The organism is Actinoplanes sp. HUAS TT8, from assembly GCF_051380535.1.
GTDB lineage: Bacteria > Actinomycetota > Actinomycetes > Mycobacteriales > Micromonosporaceae > Actinoplanes.
Map to the genome: position 1 here is coordinate 1,872,843 of NZ_CP195646.1, position 20,647 is coordinate 1,893,489.

A 20,647-nucleotide genomic window follows, 5' to 3' on the forward strand; every position below is an offset into this window, starting at 1 on the left:
AGCGAGCTGTTTGTATTGGCCGACGGGGCGGCGATCCGGACGCCCAGCGGCTCTGGAGGGAGCGGGCGTGGCGGGATTCGACCACGTGCCGCTGCCCGACCTGCCGATGTGGATCGACGTGGAAGAGTCGCCGGTGCGGTGGTGGTCGAGGCCGGGCCGAGCCGGAGCCCCGGACCGAGCGCCGCAGCCGGCGGGTTCCGGCTGGTGCTGGGGGTTGTCTCAAGGGGCTTGAAACGACCCTGAGCACCAGCCGGGGGCGGTGGCGCCTGGCCCACCAGGGGCGGAGATGACGTCGTGTGGGGCGCGGGCTGACGACGTACGGGAAAAGGGGTTATCGAATGGCTTTTTGGTTGTAGCGACGCTTGGCCCAGAGGTAGGAGAGGACCGAGATGGCGGCGCACCAGGCCAGGGTGATCCAGGCGCTGTTGCCGATTCCGGTGCCCAGCAGCAGGCCGCGCAGGGTTTCGATGACCGGGGTGAAGGGCTGGTATTCGGCGAATTGGCGCAGGCCTGGGGGCATCGTCTCGGTGGGGACGAAACCGCTGCCCAGGAACGGCAGCAGGCTCAGGAACATGGGGGTGTTGCTGGCCGTTTCGACGCTGTCGGCGGCCATTCCCAGGGCGACCGCGAGCCAGGTCAGGGCGAAGGACGTGGCCAGCAGGATGCCGAGGACGGCGAGCCATTCGATCGGGGTGGCGTCGGGGCGGAAGCCGATCAGCAGGGCGATGCCGAGGACGAAGAGCAGGGCGATGAAGATCTGCACGAGGCTGCCCAGTACGTGCCCGGTGAGCAGGGATGCGCGGGCGATGGCCATGCTCCGGAAACGGTCGACGATTCCCTCGGTCATGTCCATGGCGATCGAGATGGCGGTTCCGGCGACCGCGCCGGCGACGGTGAACAGGAGGATTCCGGGGGTCAGGTAGTTCACGTATTCGGAACGGCCGCCACCCAGCCCGGCGCCGAGGGTGCCGCCGAACACGTACACGAAAAGCAGGAGGAAAATGACCGGCAGGCCGATCAGCATGATGGTGAGCGACGGATATCGCTTCAGATGCAGCAGCTGCCGCTGGAACATGGTGCGGGAATCGGTGATGGTGTGGGCCAGGGTCGTCATTTTTTCTCCTCGGTGGAAGCGCCGGTGAAGGCGAAGAAGACGTCGTCCAGGTCCGGTGTGTGAACGGACAGGTCGGTGGGTTCGATGCCGGCCCGGTCGAGGGCGGCGAGCGCGGTGCGCAGGGCGGTGACGCCGCCGTCGCTGGCGATCTGCAGGGTCAGCGCGTCGTCGTCGCGGTGCAGGACGTCGAGGACCTGAGCGGCCGAGCCGAGAGCGGCCGGGTCGGCGAAGCGCAGCTGCAGGTGACCGCCGGGGATGCGGCGTTTGAGCTCGTCGGGGGTGCCCTCGACGACGATGCGGCCGTGGTCGATGACGGCGATCCGGTCGGCGAGTTCGTCCGCCTCGTCGAGGTACTGGGTGGTGAGGAAGACGGTGACGCCCTCGGCGACCAGTTCGCGCACGATCTGCCACATGGTGTGCCGGCTGCGCGGGTCGAGGCCGGTGGTCGGCTCGTCCAGGAAGATCAGCTTCGGGTTGCCGACCAGGGTCATGGCCAGGTCGAGGCGGCGCTGCTGGCCGCCGGAGAGCAGCGAGACCGGTTTGTTCGCGGACTCGCCGAGGTCGAAGCGCTCGATCAGGTGATCGACCCGGCGGGCGCCCTCGGTCTTGCCGAGCCGGTGCAGTCTCGCCATCAGGATCAGGTTCTCCCGGAGCGTGAGCAGCCGGTCGACGGCCGCGAACTGGCCGGTCAGGCCGATCGCGGCACGGATCCCGTCGGGGTCGCGGGCCAGGTCGTGCCCGGCCACCCGGATCGAGCCGCCGTCCGGCGGGAGCAGGGTGGCCAGGATCCGCACCATCGTGGTCTTGCCGGCCCCGTTCGGGCCGAGCAGGGCGAACACGGTGCCCTCGGTGACGGTCAGGTCGATCTTCTCCAGGACGGTCTTGTCGCCGAACGACTTGCTCAGGCCGGCCACCGAGACGGCCGGCCGGGTGGTGACTGTGGTGGTCATCTGTTCCTCCGGGGGAGAAAAAGGGCATGGGGCATCGCCGGCCGTGGCCGGCGCGCCACGGCCGGGAGCAGCGGGGGTGATCAGGAGCGGTGGATCAGGATGTCGCCGAACGCCGTGCGCGCGCGGACCTCGGCCCGCTCGTCGGACTCGGCCGGACCGTCGGTCGCGGTCATCTCGTTGCGGACGTTGCCGTAGTGGGTGTGCACGTCGAGGCGGGCGGCGGTGCCGGGGCGGATGCCGACCTCGATGCGGCCGGCCGCGCTGCGCAGGGTGGCCGAGCCGCGGACCAGTTCCCGTACGTGAATGTTGCCGTTGGCGGTGTTGGCGGTGATCCCGTTGTCGGCGTGGTCGGCGCCGATGTCACCGTTGGCCGACTTGACCCGCAGCTCGCCGCCGGCGTGACCGATCCACGTCTCGCCGTTGCCGTTGTTGAGCTCGGCCGGCCCGGCGACCGATCGGACCTCGAGGCGGCCCGAGCCGGTGGTCAGGGTGGCCCGGCCGCCGACCGTGTCGGCCGTGACCAGGCCCATGCCGGTGGTCATGGACAGTTTCTCGGCCCGCTCGACCTGCAGGTCACCGGCGCCGCTGCGCAGCCGGCAGTCGCCGAGCGGGCCGGTGCAGCGGGCGTTGCCGATGCCGAGTTTGGCGTCGACGCCGGAGCCGGCCGGCAGTTCGACGGTCACCTCGACGGTGCCGACCTTGCCGAAGATGCCGAGGCCGGGCTGGCGTGGCCCGCGCACGGTCAGGGTGCCGGAGACGAGGTCGACGCGGGTCTCCTCGGCCGCCTTGACGTCCAGGTCGGCGGCGTCGAAGGCGGGCCGGACGGTGACGACGGTGTCCGGCCGGTCGCCGGCGATCACCGTCAGGTTCCCGGCGATGACGTCGAGGGAGAGGGAGACGGGTTCGGGGGTGTCGAAAACGGGCATCGTGATCTCCTCGGTGGTCAGCGGACCCAGCCGCTGTAGCGCTGGCCGCCGGTGGCCGGGTTGGTGACCGCGGGGCGGGGGGTGTCGCCGTCGGCCGCGGCCGACGCGGCGCGGATGAGCCAGGTGTTGATCGAGACGCCGGCGCGGGCGGCGGCCTGCTCGACCCGGGCCTTCACGTTCTCCGGGAGGCGCAGACTGATCCGGACGGTGGCCTCGTCCTCACCGGGGGCCGGAGAGGGAGCCGGTGCCGGTGTCGGTGTCGGCTGGTCGGTCCAGGCGTCGGCCGGGGCCGGGGCGACCACGAACGACGGCTCACGGTTGCGCAGGCGCAGGTCGACCGAGCCCGGCGCCAGATCGCGGGTGATCTCGGCGGCGGCCTCGGAGAGGGCGTCGAGCAGGGCGAGCCGGATCGCCGATTCGAGCGGCGCGGTCAGCCGGTCGGCCAGCTCACGGGCGTCATCGCCGCCGGTGGCGGCCGCGAGCGCGAGCTCGTGACGCACGGCGTCGATGTAGGGGCGCAGTTCCATGACGCCACTATGGCATCACCGTGATGCCACGTGCAACCACATGGCATCAGAGTGGCATTAATGCCAGGGGCGCAGCTTCTCCGGGTTGCGGACGGCCCACATCCGGACGACCCGGCCGCCGGTGATCGCGAAGGCGATCACCCCGGACGTGACGCCCTCGTGCTGGGTGACCAGGCCGGGCTGCCCGTTCACGGTGCGCTCCAGCAGCCGCAGGCCGGGCGCGCGCTCGGCCAGCCCGACCGCGAACCGGGCGACCTGCCTGCCGCCCTCGACCGGGTGGAGCAGCGCGCTGACCAGGCCGCCGCCGTCGGCGACGACCGTCGCGTCCGGGTCGAGCAGGCCGACCAGGGCCTCGATGTCCCGGGACTCCCAGGCCAGTTTGAAGTCGCGCACCACCCGGGCCTGCTCGGAGACCGGCGACGCGGGCACGGCCGACGTGGCGATCCGGCGCCGGGCCGATGATGCCAGCCGGCGGCACGCGGCCGGTGTGCGCCCGGCGACCTCGGCCACCTCGGCGAACGAGTAGCGGAACACGTCGTGCAGGATGAACGCGACCCGCTCGGCCGGCGTCATCGCGTCCAGGACCACCAGGAACGCCATGCTCACGGACTCGTCCAGGGTGATCCGGTCGGCCGGGTCGGCGTCCGGGGCGGCCGGGACCGGCTCGGGGATCCACTGACCGACGTAGCGTTCGCGGCGGACCCGGGCCGAGCGCAGCTGGTCGAGGCAGATCCGGCTGGCGACCGTGGTCAGCCACGCACCCGGCACGTCGATCGCCGCCTGATCGGTTCCGGACATGGCATACCAGCGGGCGTACGTCTCCTGCACCACGTCCTCGGCGTCGGCCAGCGACCCGAGCAGCCGGTAGGCGACGTTGATCAGCTGGCGGCGTTCCTGCTCCGGGCTCCCCATGACCCGCTCAGACTAACGCCGGTCGATCTCCTCCGGGCGGGCCTGGGCCTCGGTGCCGCCGGCCGCGCGGGTGCTCAGCGAACCGGCGATCGCCGCCCAGGCCACCGCCTCCTCGACGTCGCGGCCGGTCAGGCGGGCGGCGAGAAAACCGGCGTTGAAGCTGTCGCCGGCGCCGACCGCGTCGACCACCTCGACCGGGACGCCCGGCGCGGCGCACTCGCCACCCGGCCACCAGGCCCGGGCGCCGCGCGCGCCGTCCTTCATGACCACGGTCGTGCCCAGCTTCTCCGCGCCCTGACCGGCGGTGATCGCTTCCAGCTCGGCGGCGTTGGGCAGGAAGACATCGGTGTACGGCAGGATCTCGGGCACCCACTCCCAGCGCTCGGCCGGATCCCAGTTGGTGTCCAGCGAGGTGGTCACGCCGAGCTCGTGCGCGCGGGCGAAGACCGCGGCCAGCCCCGCGGCGAGTGCCGGCTGCAGGTAGAGCGACGCGACGTGGACGTGCCGGGTGCGCCGGAGCAGCGCGTCGGTGACGTGCTCGGGCCGCAGCGCGGCGATCGTGCCGGGCAGCGTCAGCATCGCGCGGTCCTCCGGCTCGACCAGCACGACGGTCAATCCGGTCGGCATGCCTTCGCCATCAAGATCAATCAGATGTACGTCACGAGCCGCCAGCCGATCACGCACCAGCGCTCCGAAGAAGTCGTCGCCGACGGCCGCGAGCAGCGCGGTCCGCAGGCCCAGGCGTGCGCAGCCGGTCGCGGTGATCGCCGCCGACCCGCCGAGAACCAGGTCGGCGCCGGTGAGCAGCTGCTCCTGCTGCCCGAAACGCGGCCGGACGTCGCCGCGCAGCAGCAGATCCGGGTTGGCGTCGCCGACCACCAGCACGTCGAACTCGCGCATACGCGCTGCCCTCCGATGTTCATATGGACAACTTGGGAGCACCATACGCGCACGATCGACGGTTGACACATGCACGTTCGATCAGTTGGAATCGAGCCAACGATCGCCGCCCAGCCGGTAGCCAGTCCGGCAGTCAGGTCGCCAGGGCTCCTCCCGTGGAGACCCGAGGCGGGGCAGATCCTCCGTTCCGTGGAAGCCCGACATGATCGTCACCGTCACGCTCAATCCCGCCCTGGATCTCACCTACCCGGTCGACGCCCTCGTCCCGCACCACACCCACCGGGTCGCCGCCGTCTCCGAACGCGCCGGCGGCAAGGGTCTCAACGTCGCCCGGGTGCTGCACGCGCTCGGCGAACCGGTCCTGGCCACCGGCCTGCTCGGCGGCCCGACCGGGGCGATCGTGGCCGGGCTGCTCGACGCCGAGGGCGTACCGGCCTCGTTCACGCGGATCACCGGCGACACCCGGCGCACCGTCGCGGTCGTCGACCACGAGGACGCGACCGGATTCTGGGAACCCGGGCCGATCGTGGCGCCGGCCGACTGGTCCCGGTTCGTCGACCACTTCCGCGGCCTGATCGGCCGCGCTTCGGTGGTCACCCTCTGCGGCTCCCTCCCGCCGGGACTACCGATTGATGCGTACGGCGTTCTGACCGCGCTGGCCCACGACGCCGGCGTGCCGGTGCTGCTGGACACCAGCGGCCCGGCGTTACGGGCCGGGCTGGCCGCCGGGCCGGCCGTCACCAAACCGAACACGTCCGAGCTGTCGGCCCTCGCGCCGGACTGGACGCCGGCCGACGTGCGGGCGCTGACCAGCGGATCCGTCGTCGTGACGGACGGTCCGGCCGGGCTGCGGGCGATCACGCCGGACGCCGAGTTCCGGTGCGCGCCGCCCGTCCCGGTCGCCGGCAACCCGACCGGGGCCGGGGACGCGTGCGCGGCCGCACTGGCCCGAGGGCTGCGCGATCGTGTGCCCTGGCCGCCCCTGCTGGCCGACGCGGTGGCGCTCGGCGCGGCGGCCGTGGCCAGCCCGGTCGCCGGCGCGTTCGACCCGGCCGTGTACCGCGAGATGCTGGCCGGTGCCGGATGCTGACACCGACCGGGGACCTCGTGGCCGACGTACGGGCCCGCGGCGGCGCGGCGTGCGCCTTCAACGTGATCACCGTGGAACACGCGGAAGCGATCGTGACCGGCGCCGAGGCGGCCGGCTGCCCGGTGATCCTGCAGATCAGCGAGAACGCGGTGCGGTTCCACCACGGGCGGCTGGCGCCGATCGCCGCCGCCGCGCGGGCGGTCGCGATGTCGGCCGGCGTGCCCGTGGCCCTGCACCTCGATCACGTGGAGTCGCCGGAACTCCTGGAGGAGGCGGCGCCGAACGGGTTCGGATCGGTGATGTTCGACGCGTCCCGACGGCCGTACGCCGAAAATGTGAAAGTGACGGCGCGCGTCGTCACGACATGTCACGCCGCTGGTCTGTGGGTCGAGAGTGAGCTCGGCGAGGTCGGCGGGAAGGACGGCGCGCACGCGCCCGGCGTCCGGACCGACCCGGGAGAGGCGGCGGCCTACGTCGCGGCCACCGGCGTCGACGCCCTCGCCGTCGCGGTCGGATCGTCGCACGCCATGCTCGAACGGACCGCCCGCCTCGACCAGGAGCTGATCGTGCGGCTGCGCGACGCCGTCCCCGTCCCGCTGGTCCTGCACGGCTCGTCCGGAGTGCCCGACGCCGAACTGACCGCGGCCGTGCACGGCGGCATGGTCAAGATCAATATTGGTACGGCGTTGAACACCGCATTCACCGGCGCGGTCCGGGCCACCCTGGGTGACCGTCCCGACCTGGTGGACCCCCGGCGCTACCTGACACCGGCCCGCTCGGCGATGGCCGACACCGTCGCCGCGGCCCTACGGCTGCTGAGTCCAGCGCTGCATCCGTGATAATCGCCGGGTGCGATCGATCTATGACTTCACGACCTGGGCGCCGCTGGTCGAGCTGATGCGGGCGGGCGGCGGCCCGGCCGAGGGCGGATACGTGGCGGGCTACGTCGGGCGCGGCTCGTGGAGTGTGCCGGTCTCCGAACATCAGTGGGAGGCCGAGCTCGCGGCCACCGAACGGGTGACCGGCGCGCTGGCCGAGGCCGGCCTGGACCAGATCTCCTTCGTGCTGGAGGAGTCCGCGCTGCACCTGATCACTTTCGGGCCGGCGGTGGAGGCGAGCACCGGGGCGAACCCGGGTGCGCTGATCCTGGCCGACGGGGCGGTGCCGGAGCCGTGGCGGCGGTTGCCCCGGCCGTCGGACGATGCTCCGGTCGCGGCGTCGGCGGATCCGGGGTTGTTGGAGAGCACGTTGCGGTCGCGGCTGGCGGCCGCTGTCGCGGGGGAGCAGAGCCTCGGGGGCGCGGCCGCTTCTTCTCCGCCCGCTGCCTCTTCTCCGGTCGCCGCGTCGGAGGGTGAGATCGCGTCCGCCGAGGAGCGGCTCGGGGTCGTGCTGCCGGACGAGCTGAAGGCCGTCTACCGGGTGTTCCGGGGCGGCTGGCAGGATTTCGGGGAGGACGAGGAGGCGGCCGAGCGCTGGTACGACGCGCTCCGGCTGGAACTGACGCCGATCACGGAGATCTACCTCGCCGAGCCGTCGACCCGGCCCTGCGAATGGGAGTTCGCGGCGATGGAAGCCGCGGTCACCGGACCCGACGACGCGGTGCAGGGACTCGTCGGATCAGCCGGCTGGATCGTGTTCGCCGAGAACGGGGGCGGCGACCGGTACGCGATCGACCTGACCCCGGGCCCGCGCGGACACCGGGGTCAGGTGATCCTGATCGGTCACGAGGAGAATGTCGGGGCCGAACTGATCGCCGACTCCCTGACCGACCTGCTGGTCCACCGGCGCGAACACGAGCAGCCGCGATCCCGGGCGGACCGGGCCCCGGCGGTCGCCCACGTCAACCGGGCCAGCGTGACCAGCATCGAAGCGGCCGCCCACCCCGACCTGGAAGTGCTCAGCATCGGGGTGTGGAGCGGGGAGCCGTTCCGGCTCGGACCGGTCATGGGCCTGCCCCGGCTGCGGACACTGTCCGCCTACCCGGGGACGCTGGCCGACCCGATGGAGATCGCCGGGCTGACCGGCCTCGAATACCTGGAACTGACACCCGAGGACTGGCGGGTGCTGCTCGACGCCGGGGCGGTGCCGGGCGGACTGGCGGCGGCCGGGATCGAACACGGCAACCGGAACCCGCTGGCGATCATGGAGCTGGCGAACGAGCTGCTCGCACTTCGCGGGCGCCCGCTGATCACCAGCACGGTCGTCGCCGTGAGCCCGTCCTGATGCGCCGGGAGCCGGTCTTGATCATTCGGGGGAGGGGGCGCCGATGACACCGGTCGTGCTCGACGGTGGGGACCGGCGCTGCGTGCTGCTCCTGATCGAACTGCGGCGGCTCATCGCGACGCTGGAAGCGGGCGCGGTGGTGCACCTGATCGCCACCGACCCGGCGGCGCCGCTGGACCTGCCGGCGTGGTGCCACCTGACCGGCCACGAGTACCTCGGGCCGGTGGCGGGGGACCGGCCGACCTACGCGGTCCGGGTGGCCGCCGACGCGACACCGACCGACGCCGCACGCCCCTGGCGCCCGGCCGCCTCCTGATCGCGGACATCGCTCGATCCGGACGGCCGGAACGAGCGTCCCCATCACGTCGCCTCGACCATACGGGCCGTGTCCGACAAAAAAATAGGCCGGGATCGCTGAGTGGATCAGCGCCCCGGCCCGGGTTGGTGGTGGCCGCGTCAGTTGACCTTGTTGTCGATGGCGGACGTGGCCTCGGCCGAGGCGCCCTCGCCGCCGGTGCTCGGCGTCGTGATGCTGGCCTTGACCGCATCGGTGTCCTGGCAGGCGGTCTGCAGCTTGAGGATCGCCGTGCCGACCTCGGCGGTCAGGACGGCCTCGTTGGGGTCGCCGGCCGCGGCCTGGGCCTGGGACACCGCGCTGCTGAGCACGTCGGTGGCCGCGGTGACGATCGTGCTCCGGGAGGTCCGGCCGAGGGTGACGATCTGCTTGGCGGTGGCCAGGTCCAGATCGCGCCCGTTCTCGCCGTGGGTGGCCTGGGACGCCATCGTGCACGCCGCCGCGGTTCCCTTGTCGAGCCCGGCCATGTTGGCAGCCCCGGCCGCGGTGGCGGTGGTAGGGGTATCTTCGCTGTTGTTGGCGCAGCCGGTGATCGCCAGGAGGGTGCACGTGGCGACAGCTGCGATGGTGGATCCACGCATGGTGCCGGAGGCTACCGGCCGACGATCATGACGGCCGGGACGGGGGTAGCTCAGTGTGATGTTCGGAACGTCCGTTCTGCGGTTGTCCGCATAGTTATAAGGGCGCGCGGACGCGAAGATGTGGTTACTCTGTGTGACGATCTAGGGCTTGAGCGGCCCCGATAGGGTGCGACGATGACGCTGACCGACGTACTCGTCCAGGCCGCCGCCCATGCGCCCGCTCAGACGATCGTGTACGTCGATGGGCCGCGCGTCGTCACGTACGCGGAGCTCTATGCGGACGCGTTGCGGGTCGGCGGTGGATTACGCGCGACCGGCCTCACGCAGGGTGACCATCTGATCATCACGGCCGAGGAGGAGTTCCTTCCGCTGTTCTGGGGCGCGGTGGTGGCCGGGGTCGTCCCCGTGCCGCTGCCGCCGGAACCGGCCCGGGTCGCGGCGGTGTCGCGCCGGCTCGGGTCACCGATGATCGTCGACGATGCCGGTGCCGCCGCGCTGCGGTCCGGTCCGCCACTGTCCGAGCCGGTGACGGTGGAGGACGACGACGTCGCGTTCCTGCAGTACTCGTCGGGGAGCACCGGGGCGCCGAAAGGGGTCGAACTCACCCACCGGAACCTGACGGCCAACCTCGCGCAGGCGTCCCGCGCGGCCGGGACGGGACCGGACGACGTGGTGTTGACGTGGATGCCGTACTTCCATGACATGGGTCTGATCGGGACGCATCTGGGGCCGATGTACGCACGGTGCCGGCAGGTGCGGATCAAGCCGATGACCTTCGCGAAGCGCCCGGAGCTGTGGCTGCGGGCGGCGCACGAGCACCGGGCGACAATGCTGACCGCGGCCAACTTCGCGCTGGCCCTGACCGTGCGCCGGGTTCGGGACGAGGTGCTCGACGAGCTCGATCTCCGGACGGTGCGGCTGATCATGGTCGGGGCGGAGCCGATCTCGGCCGGCGTGTGGCGGGCATTCTCGGACAAGCTGAGCCGGGCCGGCCTGGATCCGCGGGCCCTGCAGCCGGTCTACGGGCTGGCCGAGGCGACGCTCGCCGTCACGTTCCCGCCGCTGGACTCGCCGGCCCGGCCGGTGCGGCTCTCCCGGGCCGCCCTCGCCCGCGGGGTCGCCCTGGAGGTCGCGGCCGGCGGGGTCGAACTGATGGAGGTCGGTGATCCGGTCCCGGAGTGTGCCGTCCGGATCGTCGACGATTCCGGCGAACCGGTCGAGGAGGGCCTGGTCGGGCACGTTCAGGTCCGCGGCCCGAACGTCATGCGCGGCTACCACGACGACCCGGCGGCGACCGCGGATGCCCTGGTGGGCGGGTGGCTGCGGACCGGTGACCTGGGCTTTCTGCGCGCCGGGCGGCTCTGCGTGTCCGGCCGGGCCAAGGACGTCGTCTTCGTGCACGGGCGGAACTTCCACGCGTCCGATCTGGAGGAGGTGGCGGCCGGGACGCCGGGGCTGGGCGACGGGCCGATCGCGGTGGTCGGGGCGACCGACCCGGTGAGCGGCCGGGAGCGGGTCGTCGTCTTCCTGTCCGCGCCGGCCGTGCGCGCCGATCCCGGGAGTGCGGAACTCGCGCGGGTCCGGGTGGCCGAGGCGATCGGGTACGACTCGGTCGGCGTTCAGGTTCTGCCGCGAGGGGATTTTGCGCGTACGACGAGTGGGAAGCTCCGCCGTCACCTGCTGCGCGACCGGATCGCCGCGGAGACGCCGGTGGTCCAGGAGACGGCACCGGACCGGATCGCCGCGGAGACTCCGGCAGCTCCGGAATCGGCACCGGCTCCGGAATCGGCTCCGGTGCCGCGCACCCGGGAGGAGGCCGAGCGGGCCGTCCGGGCGGCGTGGTCCAGGGTTCTGAAGGTGCCCGCCGATCGGATCGGGGAGCAGGACCGGTTCCTGGCGATCGGCGGGTCGTCGCTGGCCGCCATGGAAGTCCTGGCCGAGTTGGAGGACGTGTTCGGGCGGACGCTGGATCCGGCCGAGCTGCGTGACTGCGCGACCGTTCCGGCGCTGGCCGGCCGCCTGCTCCTCGGCGGCTCGCCGCTCTCCCACGATGCGCCGACCCGTGGCGATGGGTCGCCCGGCGGTGAGGCCTCGTCCCGCGCCGCCGGGGAGGTGGCGGTCATCGGGATGGCCTGCCGGTTCCCGGACGCGGCGACGCCGGCCGAGTTCTGGGCGAACCTGCTGGCCGGGCGGGACAGCGTCCGCGACGACCGCGGTGCGTTCCTCGACGACCCGGCACTGTTCGACGCCGGATATTTCGGGATCGGGGAGGACGAGGCCCGCTGTCTCGATCCGCACGCGCGGATCTTCCTCGAACTCGCGCACGAGGCGCTGGAACGGGCCGGGTACGCGGGCCCGCGCCGCCACGGGCACCGGATCGGGGTGTTCGCCGCGGTGGGCGAGAGCACCTACGCCGAACTGTTCGACGAGTCCGATCGGGATCAGGCGTACGCCCTGACCGGAACCCTGCGCAACCTCACCGCGGCCCGGGTCGCGCATCTGCTCGACCTGCAGGGGCCGGCCCTGGCCGTGGACACCGCCTGCTCGTCGGCGCTGGTCGCGCTGCACCTGGCCCGGCTGAGCCTGGCCGCGGGCGACTGCGACCTGGCCGTGGTCGGCGGGGTCAACCTCACCGTGACCGATACCGCCCATCGGCTGCTGGCCGGCGCGCAGGCGCTGTCGCCGACCGGCCGGTGCCGGGCCTTCGACGCCGGGGCGGACGGGTTCGTGCCCGGCGAGGGCGGCGCGGCCCTGGTGCTGACGCGCCTCGCCGACGCCCGGGACCGGGTGCTCGCGGTCGTCCGCGGGACCGCGGTCAACAACGACGGCCGGTCGCTGAGCCTGATGGCGCCCAACCCGCTTCGGCAACAGCGAGTGATCAGCGATGCCTACCGTGCGTGCGGGGTGGATCCGGCCGAGGTGTCGTACGTCGAGGCGCACGGCACCGGCACCGCGGTCGGTGACCCGATCGAGGCGCGGTCGCTGGCCCAGGCCTTCCCGGACGGGCGGCCCCGGCTGCTCGGCTCGGTCAAGACCAACATCGGTCACCTGCTCAACGCGGCCGGGATGCCCGCGCTGGTCAAGGTCGTACTCGCCCTGCAACATGGTGAGCTGCCGCCGTCCCTGCACCACACCCGGCCGAACCCGCGGTTCGACCTGGCTGCGGCCGGCTTCGAGGTCCTGACCGAGCGTCGTCCCTGGCCGGGCCCGCGGGTGGCCGCGATCAACAGCTTCGGTTTCGGCGGCACGAACGCCCACGCCATCCTCGCCACCCCGACCCGACCTGCGACTCCAGCTCCCGCCGCGGCGTTCGCCGGGCTGGATGGTGAAGAGGCGGGCGGGGCCCTGCCGGGCCACGGACAGGCGGGTGAGGGCCTGCTGACCTGCGGAGAGACGGGTGGGGGCGGGCTGACCTGCGGAGAGGCGGGGCCGCACCTGCTGACGCTTTCGGCGCGGTCGGCCGAAGGCCTGCGGGCGGCGGCCGACGAGTTGGCCGAGCATCTGCGGGCGCATCCGGAACTCGACGAGGCCGACGTCTGTGCGACCGCCTCCACAGCGCGTGACGACGGCCCGTACCGTCTCGCCGTTGTTGCTCAGGGTGATCTGGCCGACCGCCTGGAAACTGCCGCCTTCAAACCGCCCGTGCCGCGGCCCGCGGAGACCGTCGAGTCGCCGCCGGCGGGTTGCCGGGACCGGGAATTGCTGGCGACCGTCGGGAAGTCGTGGGAGCAGGGCGCCGCCCTGGACCGGTCCGAGGTGGACGCCGGGACGCGCCGGGTCGAGCTGCCGACCTACCCGTTCCGGCGTCGCCGCTACTGGGCGACCGATCCGCTGCCGCCGACCCTCGCGGTGCCGCACTGGACCGACGCTCCGGACCGGAGCGCGCCCATGATCGAGCCGGCGGCGGTCGTGCGCGCCGAGCGGCCGGAACCCATCGCCGAGCCGGTGACCGTCGTGCACGCTGACCAGGAAGAACGTGACGCGACCGACGTCGTTCCGATGCTGCCCCGTGAGGGTTGTCTGGTGATCGTCACCCGCGATCTCTACGCCACCGGCACAGGCCTGGAAAAGCCGCATCCCGGGCATGCGGTCTGGTCCGGCCTGGCGATGGCCCTGGCCGATGAAAACCAGGGCTTGGGCGTACGGATCGTGGACCTCACCTCGGACACGACCGCGGAAGCCGCCGCGGCCGCCATCGAGCGGGAGGCCGCGGATCCGCCGGCGCCCGGCCCCGCGGAGATCGTCGCGTGGCGGGACGGGCGGCGCCTGTCCCGCACGTTCGTCCCGGCGCCCGCGGCGGAACCGCTGGTCCTGCCCCCGGACGGGCACTATCTGATCACCGGGGGAGCGGGTGCGGCCGGCGCGACGATCGCCCGGCATCTCGCCCGTCGGGGACGCCCGAGCCTGCTGCTGGCCGGCCGTTCCCCGGAACCGTCCGAGCTGCTGGACGAGCTTCGCCGGCTGGGCGCGACCGTGGAGTATCGGCGCGCCGATGTTGCGGTCGAGGACGACGTCAACGCGCTGGTCGAAGGGCACCGATTCGACGTCGTGGTGCACGCCGCCGGGGTCGCGCGCCCGGGCAGCCTGCGCGCGAAGAGCGCGGACGAACTGGCCGCCGGGATGGCGGCCAAGGTTCACGGCATCGAGCTGCTGACCCGGGCGGTCGGGCCGGATGCGCTGATCGTCGCGCTGTCGTCGGTTTCCGCGGTCGTGCCGGGGCTGGCCGGGGCGCTCGGCGACTACGTGGCCGGGAACGCCTACCTCGATGCGTTCGCGGCGGCGGCGCGCGCTCATGGACGTACCGTAATCGCGGTTGATCTTCCGGTTCTGGCTGGTGGCGGCCTGGCCGCCGGCTACTCGGCGGGAGGGGAAGCGCTTCCGCTCGACCGGCTGCCCGAGGTGCTGTGGTCGGCCGCCGCGCTCGGCGTCGCCCAGGTCCTGGTCACACCCCCGACGCCCCGCTCCCACCCGGCATCGGGCGCCGCGGGTCCACCGCGGTCGGTTTCCGCACTCAACGCCGCTCAACTGCCGAGGGTGTCACCGTCGGTTTCCGCGCTGAATGCCGGTCAACTTTCGGGAGCGGCGGCGCCGGTTTCCGCGCTTGGTGGCGGTGAGCGGTTGAGCACGCCGGAGTCGGTTTCCGCGCTTAGTGGCGGTGAGGGGGTGAGCGCGCCGGAGTCGGATTCCGGGCGCGGGGGTGGTCAGGTGCCGCGGTCCGGCTCTGCGGCTGGTCGGTCGTGGGCGGCCGAGGGCGAGCTGGCCGGTGTGGTTCGGGAGCTGTTGGCCGGGGCGTTGCGGAAAGAACCGGCGGAGATCGGGCTGGACGAGCCGTTCCTGGCGCTCGGGTTGGACTCGTTGACCGCGATCGACCTGGTCAAAGAGTTGGAGACGCGGCTCGGGCGGACGCTGTCGACGACGCTGTTCTTCGAGTTCCGGACGATTCGGGAACTGGCCGGGCACCTCGGTGACGGTGTGCGGGAGTTTCCGCTGAGCCCGGTGCAAAGGGCATTCTGGACGACCGGGCGGCTGCATCCGGACGTGCCCGCCTACGCGTCCGTGCGTCAGACGCTGAACGGGCCGGTGGACCCGGCGCGGCTGGCGGCGGCGTTGGCCGAGATCGAGCGGCGGCATCCGATGCTGCGGGCGCGGCTCGGCGGCGAGGGCCAGTGGATCGAGGCGGCGACCGGCGGGGAGTGGCCGATCTGGTTCACCGTGACCGAGCTGGATCGGCGGGTGGCCGAGCTCGATGACGAGCCGGGTCGGCCGGTGGCCTGGCCGGATGCCGAGCTGGATCGGTCGGTCTCCGAGCTTGATGGTGAACTGCGGAACCGGACGTTTGATCTGGGGGCGGAACCGCTGGTCCGGGCGGTGCTGGCGGTCGAGCCGGAGCGGGCGCACCTGATCCTGGTGGCGCATCACGCCGTGGCCGACGGCTACAGCCTGGCGATCCTCGGGGACGAGCTGTGGGCGCACTACGCCGGGGCCGAGCTGCCCGAGGCTCCGCGGACCACGTTCGCCGATCATGAGGCCCTGCGGAGTACGCCCAGGCCGGAGGACCTGGACTGGTGGCGCGCGACCCTGCGGGAGTATCCGCGGCTCGCGCTGCCGTTCGACGGGGATCCCGGTGCGGAACCCGAGCCGCCGTACGCGGTGCATCAGGTCGCGCTCGACCCCGGGCTGACCACGCGGCTCGAACGGGCGGCCCGCGACCGCGGGGTGTCGCTGTTCCATCTGCTGCTCGCCGGATACGTGCGCTGCCTGGCCCGCTGGAGCGGCCAGGACGATGTGCCGGTGCTCGTCGCCCGCGCCGGACGGACCGCGCGACTGTCCGGAATCGATCGGATGGTCGGGCCGTTCGCGGACACCCTGCCGGTGCTCGCGCGGATCGGCCCGGGACTGGCCGGGCGCCTGCGCGACGCGTGGCTGGAGAGCGAGCGTCACGGCACGGTCTCCACGGTGGATCTCGCGCGGATGCTGACGGCCGGTCCGGGCGGGCCCCGCACGGTCAGCCCGGCGAGCTTCAGCTTCGCAAGATTTCCGCGTACGGGCGGTGCGGTCGCCGACGTGGCCGCGACCACCGCGGGGACGGCCTCGGCGGCGACCCGGCTCGGGCTCGTCTGCTTCGAGGCCGGTGGAGCGTTGCACTTCTCCTGGAACTATCCGGTGGCGCTGTTCCGGGCCGCGACCGTGGAGCGTTTCGCGGCGGACCACCTGGCCGAGATCGCGGAACTCGCCACGCCCGAGAGGGTGGTGGGGGTGGCTGATCGGATTCGGGCACAGTCACGACGTACGCCGGCAGGGGTGGCGGTTCTTTCCGACGGCGAACCGATGACGTACGCGGAACTGGACGCGGCGTCGGACCGGCTTGCGGTGCGGCTGGCCGGATTCGGGGCGCGGCGGATCGGGCTGGCCACGGCGCCGGGAGCGGCCACCGTGGTCGGGCTGGTGGGGATCCTCAAGGCGAACGCGGCGTGGGTTCCGGTGGACACCGCCCATCCGGCAGCGCGGCTGCGGGACCAGCTGACGCGGGCCGGGGTGCGGGTGGTCGTCGGTGACCTCGGCGGCGACGGGTTCGCGCTGGTCGACCCGTGGGACGGGGCGGACGGGGATCCCCCGGTGCTGGAGACCGGGGCCGGCGACGACGCGTACGTGATCTTCACATCCGGGTCGACCGGGCGCCCCAAGGGTGTGCCGGTGAGGCACCGGGCCCTGGCCAACTATCTGGAGTGGGCGATTTCGGTCTTCGGGTATCGGGCCGGGGACCGGCTGGCGCAGACCGCATCGATCTGCTTCGACGCTTCGGTGCGGCAGCTGCTGGCACCACTGATGGTCGGGGCGACCGTGGTGTGCTGGTCGCGGGACACCCTGCGAGACCCGGAAGTGCTGGTCAGGCGGGTGGCCGGGGACGCCGTGACGGTGTGGAGTTCCGTGCCGACGCTGTGGGAGCGGCTGCTCGGGGCGGCCGAACGGACCGGCGCCGACCTCTCCGCGCTGCGATGGGTGCACGTCGGCGGCGAAGAACTCTCGGCCGCCCACGTGCGGCGGTGGTTCGACCTGCTCGGGCCCGGGCAGCGGATCGCCAACCTGTACGGGCCGACCGAGACGACGATCAACGCGACGTTCCATGTCGTCACTTCACGACCCGGCGATGACGTACGGGCGTTGCCGATCGGGCGGCCGGTGGGTGGGGCGATCATCCAGGTGACCAGGGACGACGGCACGCCGTGCGAGCCGGGCGAGGTCGGCGAGCTGTGGATCGGGGGCGTCGGGGTCGCGGACGGATACCTCGATGATCCGGAACAGACAGCGGCGGCTTTCGTGGACGGCTGGTACCGCAGCGGGGACCTCGGGGAGCGGGACCAGGACGGGGTGCTGTGGTTCCGGGGGCGGGTCGACGACCAGGTGAAACTGCACGGATACCGGGTCGAGCCGGGCGAGGTGGAAGCCGTGCTGCGCGGGCATCCCGAGGTGCGGGGCGCGGTCGTGCGGGTGGACGGGAAACGGCTGGTGGCCTGGGTGGAGTCCGGGGTGACGGCGGGGGTGCTGCGGACGTACGCCGAAGTGATCCTGCCGTTTTATCTTGTTCCGGCGCGGATTGAGATCGTGGCCTCGCTGCCGTTGACGGTCACCGGGAAGATCGACCGGGCGGTGCTTCCGGCGGGTGATCCGCCTCGGACAGCCACCGAGCGGGTACTGGCCCGGATCTGGGAGCGGCAGCTCGCTGTGCAGGGGGTGCGGCGGTCGGACGACTTCTTTGCGCTGGGCGGGGATTCGATCGGGGTGCTGGAGATGTTCGCGGCGTTGGAGGCGGAGATCGCCGTGCTGCCGCGACCGACGGTGATCTATCGGCATGCGACGTTGGCGGCGCTGGCCTCGGAGATCGATGCGGTTGCGGAGGATCCGGCGGCGTTCGCGTCTGTTTCGGCCGCGTCTGTGGGGGCGTTTCCGCTGACGCCCAGCCAGCGGGGATTTCTGCTGGCCGATGCGATGGGGGCCGGGTCGGCGTGGCTGGCGGCGCCTCGGCTGTGCGGCGTACTGGATCTCCGGCGGTTCCAGGAGGCCGTGGATGTGCTGGTCGAGCGGCACGGGATGCTGCGGACCGTGTTCGAGCGGGAGGCGCGGCCGCCGGTACAGCGGGAGTTGGCGGCGCCCGGGTCGCTGACCGTCGACTACGTCGCCGAGCCCGGATCGGTGGCCGCGGAGCTGGCGGCGGAGCGGGAGCATCGGTTCGATCCGGGGGTGTGGCCGCTGGTCCGGTTGCGGCTGTTGCGGGTCGGGGCGGACTCGCACGTTCTGGTTCTGCATGCGCATCACCTGGTGGGGGACGGGTACAGCGTGGCGTTGCTGGCTCGGGAGCTGCTGACCGTTTATGACCAGGTGTCGGATCGCTCTGTGGGGTTGACTCCGTTGCGGTCGTCGTTCCGGGACTACGTGGCGCTGGTCGGTGAGCAGGAGCCCGAGGTTGTTCCGGAGGACGGGGGGCCGTCCGGTCGCGGCGCGGACACGGCTACGGCCGGGATCACGGTGGGGGCGGAGGCGGTGGCGCGTCTGCGTTCGGGGGCCGGGGTTACCCCGGTGATGCCGGTGCTTGCCGCCTATCACCGGGCGCTCGGGCGGGTGCTCGGCCGGCCGGATCCGCTGATCGGGGTAGCGGCGACCGGTCGGGATCATGCGCTTCCCGATCTGGGCCGGGTCTTCGGGCCATGCGCCAGCGCTGTCGCCGTTCGACCCGGCCCCGGCGCGGACCTTGATCAGGTAGCGGCCGCGGTGGCCGAGGCCCGAGGGCGGAGCTTCGTCGCGCCGCACGGGTGGCGGCACTTCTTCACGTACCTGGATTTTGACGCGCTCGGGCGCCTGGAAGGCGAGAGTCTCCGCCTGACCTGGGACGATGTCGACTCGGAGATGCCGGTGCCGCCGGGCACGGACGTGCTTCTCGCCGCCCGACCGATCCCGGGCGGTTTACGTCTCACGTTCCGAGGCCGCCTCCCGGAGGCGATCCTGGTCGCCCTCGCCGCCCAGGTCCAGGCCGACCTGGAAGCTCCCGGCCGGTCCCCGTCACCGCCCGATCAGCCGAACCTGCTTTCGCGCTCGGATGCTGCCGACCCGGCGGCCTCGTGCTCGGATGTCGCCCGGCCGGCGGCCTCGTGCTCGGATGTCGCCCGGCCGGCGGCCTCGTGCTCGGATGTCGCCCGGCCGGCGGCCTCGTGCTCGGATGTCGCTCGGTCGGCGGTGGGGCCGTTGGACGCTGCGCTCGTCGGATACCTGCCTGCGCCCGGGGACCTCGCGGCCCTGGCCGGTGAGCTGCCGGATTCCGTTCGGCGCATGCTGCCGGGACTCTCGCGCGAGACCATTCGGGGGCTCGTCTTCCCGGACGGGCAGGCGCGGCTGCTGGAGACCGTGGACACGCCGCTGGGAAGATCCGGGTTCGTGTGCCTGCCCCGGTTCGCCGACGAGCTGGGGTCGCCGGGGCTGGCCGAGGACGCTGCCGCGGCGGCCGACCTCGCGGCGGCCCACGGCGCCCGGGCGGTCTCGCTGGCCGGGATGATTCCGTCCCACACCGGGTTCGGCGCCGCCGTCGCGAAGCTGGTCAGTACCGACGTCCGGGTGACGTCCGGGCACGCGGTGACCGCGGCATCGGTGGTCCGGACGACCTTCGCGGCCGCCGGGCGGAACCTCGCCGGCCGGGTCCTGGCCGTTGTCGGAGTCGGCTCGATCGGATCGTCGTCGCTGTCCTTGCTGCTCGCCGAAGCTTCGGAGCCGCCGGCCGCGATTCTGCTCTGCGACCTCCCATCCGCGAGCGACCGCCTCACTCGGCTCGCTGCTGAACTGCAGGACAACGGTTACCGCGGCCCCATCGAGATCCTCACCGGCGGCACTCCCGGAACGAGCGGCGCTGTCCGGGCCGAGGCCTCGCGCGAGCACGCGGCCGACAGCGCCGGTCGTGCCGACGACACCCACCACGCAGCCGGATCCAGTCGACCGGATGACACCCGCCGGCCGGACAGCGCCGGTCATGCCGACGGCATCCGCCGAGCAGACAGCGCCGGTCGCGCCGACGAGACCCGCCGGGCGGACGGTGTTGGTCGAGGTGACGGCTTCTACCGGGCTGACGTCATCATCGCGGCCACCAGTGGCGGGCCCGGGACCGTCGACGTGGACCGGCTGCGGCCGGGGACCGTGCTCGTCGACGACTCGTTTCCGCACTGCTTCGACACCGGGCGGGCGCTCGCGCGGATGCGGGACCACAACGACGTGCTGATCGTCGGCGGTGGGCTGCTGGACTGCGGACCCACGGAACGCACGGTCGCCGACGGGTTGCCGATCTCCGCGCATCCCGGCCGGCTGCCCGGGGCGATCGCGTCCTGCCAGCTGGAGTCTCTGCTCCACGCCGCCGACCCGGCGTTGCCGCTGGTGTGCGGGCCGGTCGAGGCGGCGCACGTCGCCGCGTACGGCAAAGCCTTGGATCTTGCGAAGGTGGACGCCGCGCCGCTGCACCTCCTCGGGAGGATCGTGGGTCGCGGAGAACGTCCGGAGGGTCGGTCCTCGTGAGTTGTCGCGCAGCGACGACG

The 20,647-nt window shown here is 72.6% G+C and carries 12 protein-coding genes; 5 read left to right on the plus strand and 7 right to left on the minus strand.

All coding sequences use genetic code 11. The features are described from left to right. Positions 1-331: 331 nt before the first annotated feature. From ACSHV8_RS08310 to ACSHV8_RS08335, 6 genes are all read right to left on the minus strand, one after another. Positions 332-1,114 carry an ABC transporter permease gene (locus tag ACSHV8_RS08310; RefSeq protein WP_436531024.1) on the minus strand — a complete coding sequence of 261 codons (783 nt, stop codon included), beginning with the start codon at positions 1,112-1,114 and terminating at the stop codon, positions 332-334. Beyond that, positions 1,111-2,064, minus strand: a complete 954-nt coding sequence (locus tag ACSHV8_RS08315; RefSeq protein ID WP_436531026.1) for an ATP-binding cassette domain-containing protein — start codon at positions 2,062-2,064, stop codon at positions 1,111-1,113. The genes ACSHV8_RS08310 and ACSHV8_RS08315 overlap by 4 nt, the downstream gene beginning before the upstream one ends. Before the next feature lie 80 nt (positions 2,065-2,144). Then, the gene (locus ACSHV8_RS08320) at positions 2,145-2,990 is read right to left on the minus strand and encodes a DUF4097 family beta strand repeat-containing protein (RefSeq protein ID WP_436531028.1); all 846 of its coding nucleotides are present in this window, start codon (positions 2,988-2,990) and stop codon (positions 2,145-2,147) included. A gap of 17 nt (positions 2,991-3,007) precedes the next feature. Next, positions 3,008-3,517: a ribbon-helix-helix protein, CopG family gene (locus ACSHV8_RS08325; protein WP_436531029.1), complete on the minus strand. Its 510-nt coding sequence runs from the start codon at positions 3,515-3,517 to the stop codon at positions 3,008-3,010. A gap of 57 nt (positions 3,518-3,574) precedes the next feature. Then, the gene (gene sigJ / locus ACSHV8_RS08330; RefSeq protein ID WP_436531030.1) at positions 3,575-4,429 is read right to left on the minus strand and encodes an RNA polymerase sigma factor SigJ; all 855 of its coding nucleotides are present in this window, start codon (positions 4,427-4,429) and stop codon (positions 3,575-3,577) included. A 12-nt stretch (positions 4,430-4,441) separates the two neighbouring features. Beyond that, positions 4,442-5,329: a carbohydrate kinase family protein gene (locus tag ACSHV8_RS08335; RefSeq protein ID WP_436531032.1), complete on the minus strand. Its 888-nt coding sequence runs from the start codon at positions 5,327-5,329 to the stop codon at positions 4,442-4,444. Positions 5,330-5,531: 202 nt separating this feature from the next. On the opposite strand from ACSHV8_RS08335, the gene ACSHV8_RS08340 reads away from it, so the two are divergent. The 4 genes from ACSHV8_RS08340 to ACSHV8_RS08355 are packed head-to-tail and all read left to right on the plus strand — an operon-like array spanning position 5,532 to position 8,958. Continuing rightward, entirely contained in the window at positions 5,532-6,419 is an 888-nt protein-coding gene (locus ACSHV8_RS08340) for a 1-phosphofructokinase family hexose kinase (protein ID WP_436531034.1), read from the plus strand. Next, positions 6,413-7,258 carry a class II fructose-bisphosphate aldolase gene (locus ACSHV8_RS08345; protein WP_436531036.1) on the plus strand — a complete coding sequence of 282 codons (846 nt, stop codon included), beginning with the start codon at positions 6,413-6,415 and terminating at the stop codon, positions 7,256-7,258. The genes ACSHV8_RS08340 and ACSHV8_RS08345 overlap by 7 nt, the downstream gene beginning before the upstream one ends. 10 nt (positions 7,259-7,268) lie before the next feature. After that, entirely contained in the window at positions 7,269-8,642 is a 1,374-nt protein-coding gene (locus tag ACSHV8_RS08350) for an SMI1/KNR4 family protein (RefSeq protein WP_436531038.1), read from the plus strand. A 43-nt stretch (positions 8,643-8,685) separates the two neighbouring features. Beyond that, the gene (locus ACSHV8_RS08355) at positions 8,686-8,958 is read left to right on the plus strand and encodes a sulfurtransferase TusA family protein (protein WP_436531040.1); all 273 of its coding nucleotides are present in this window, start codon (positions 8,686-8,688) and stop codon (positions 8,956-8,958) included. Positions 8,959-9,098: 140 nt separating this feature from the next. Here ACSHV8_RS08355 and ACSHV8_RS08360 read toward each other — a convergent pair whose 3' ends face one another. After that, positions 9,099-9,578, minus strand: a complete 480-nt coding sequence (locus tag ACSHV8_RS08360) for a hypothetical protein (RefSeq protein WP_436531042.1) — start codon at positions 9,576-9,578, stop codon at positions 9,099-9,101. Between the two features lie 174 nt (positions 9,579-9,752). On the opposite strand from ACSHV8_RS08360, the gene ACSHV8_RS08365 reads away from it, so the two are divergent. Next, a complete protein-coding gene (locus tag ACSHV8_RS08365; RefSeq protein ID WP_436531044.1) occupies positions 9,753-20,627 on the plus strand; it encodes an amino acid adenylation domain-containing protein in 10,875 nt (3,624 codons plus the stop codon). The last annotated feature ends 20 nt before the right edge of the window (positions 20,628-20,647 follow it).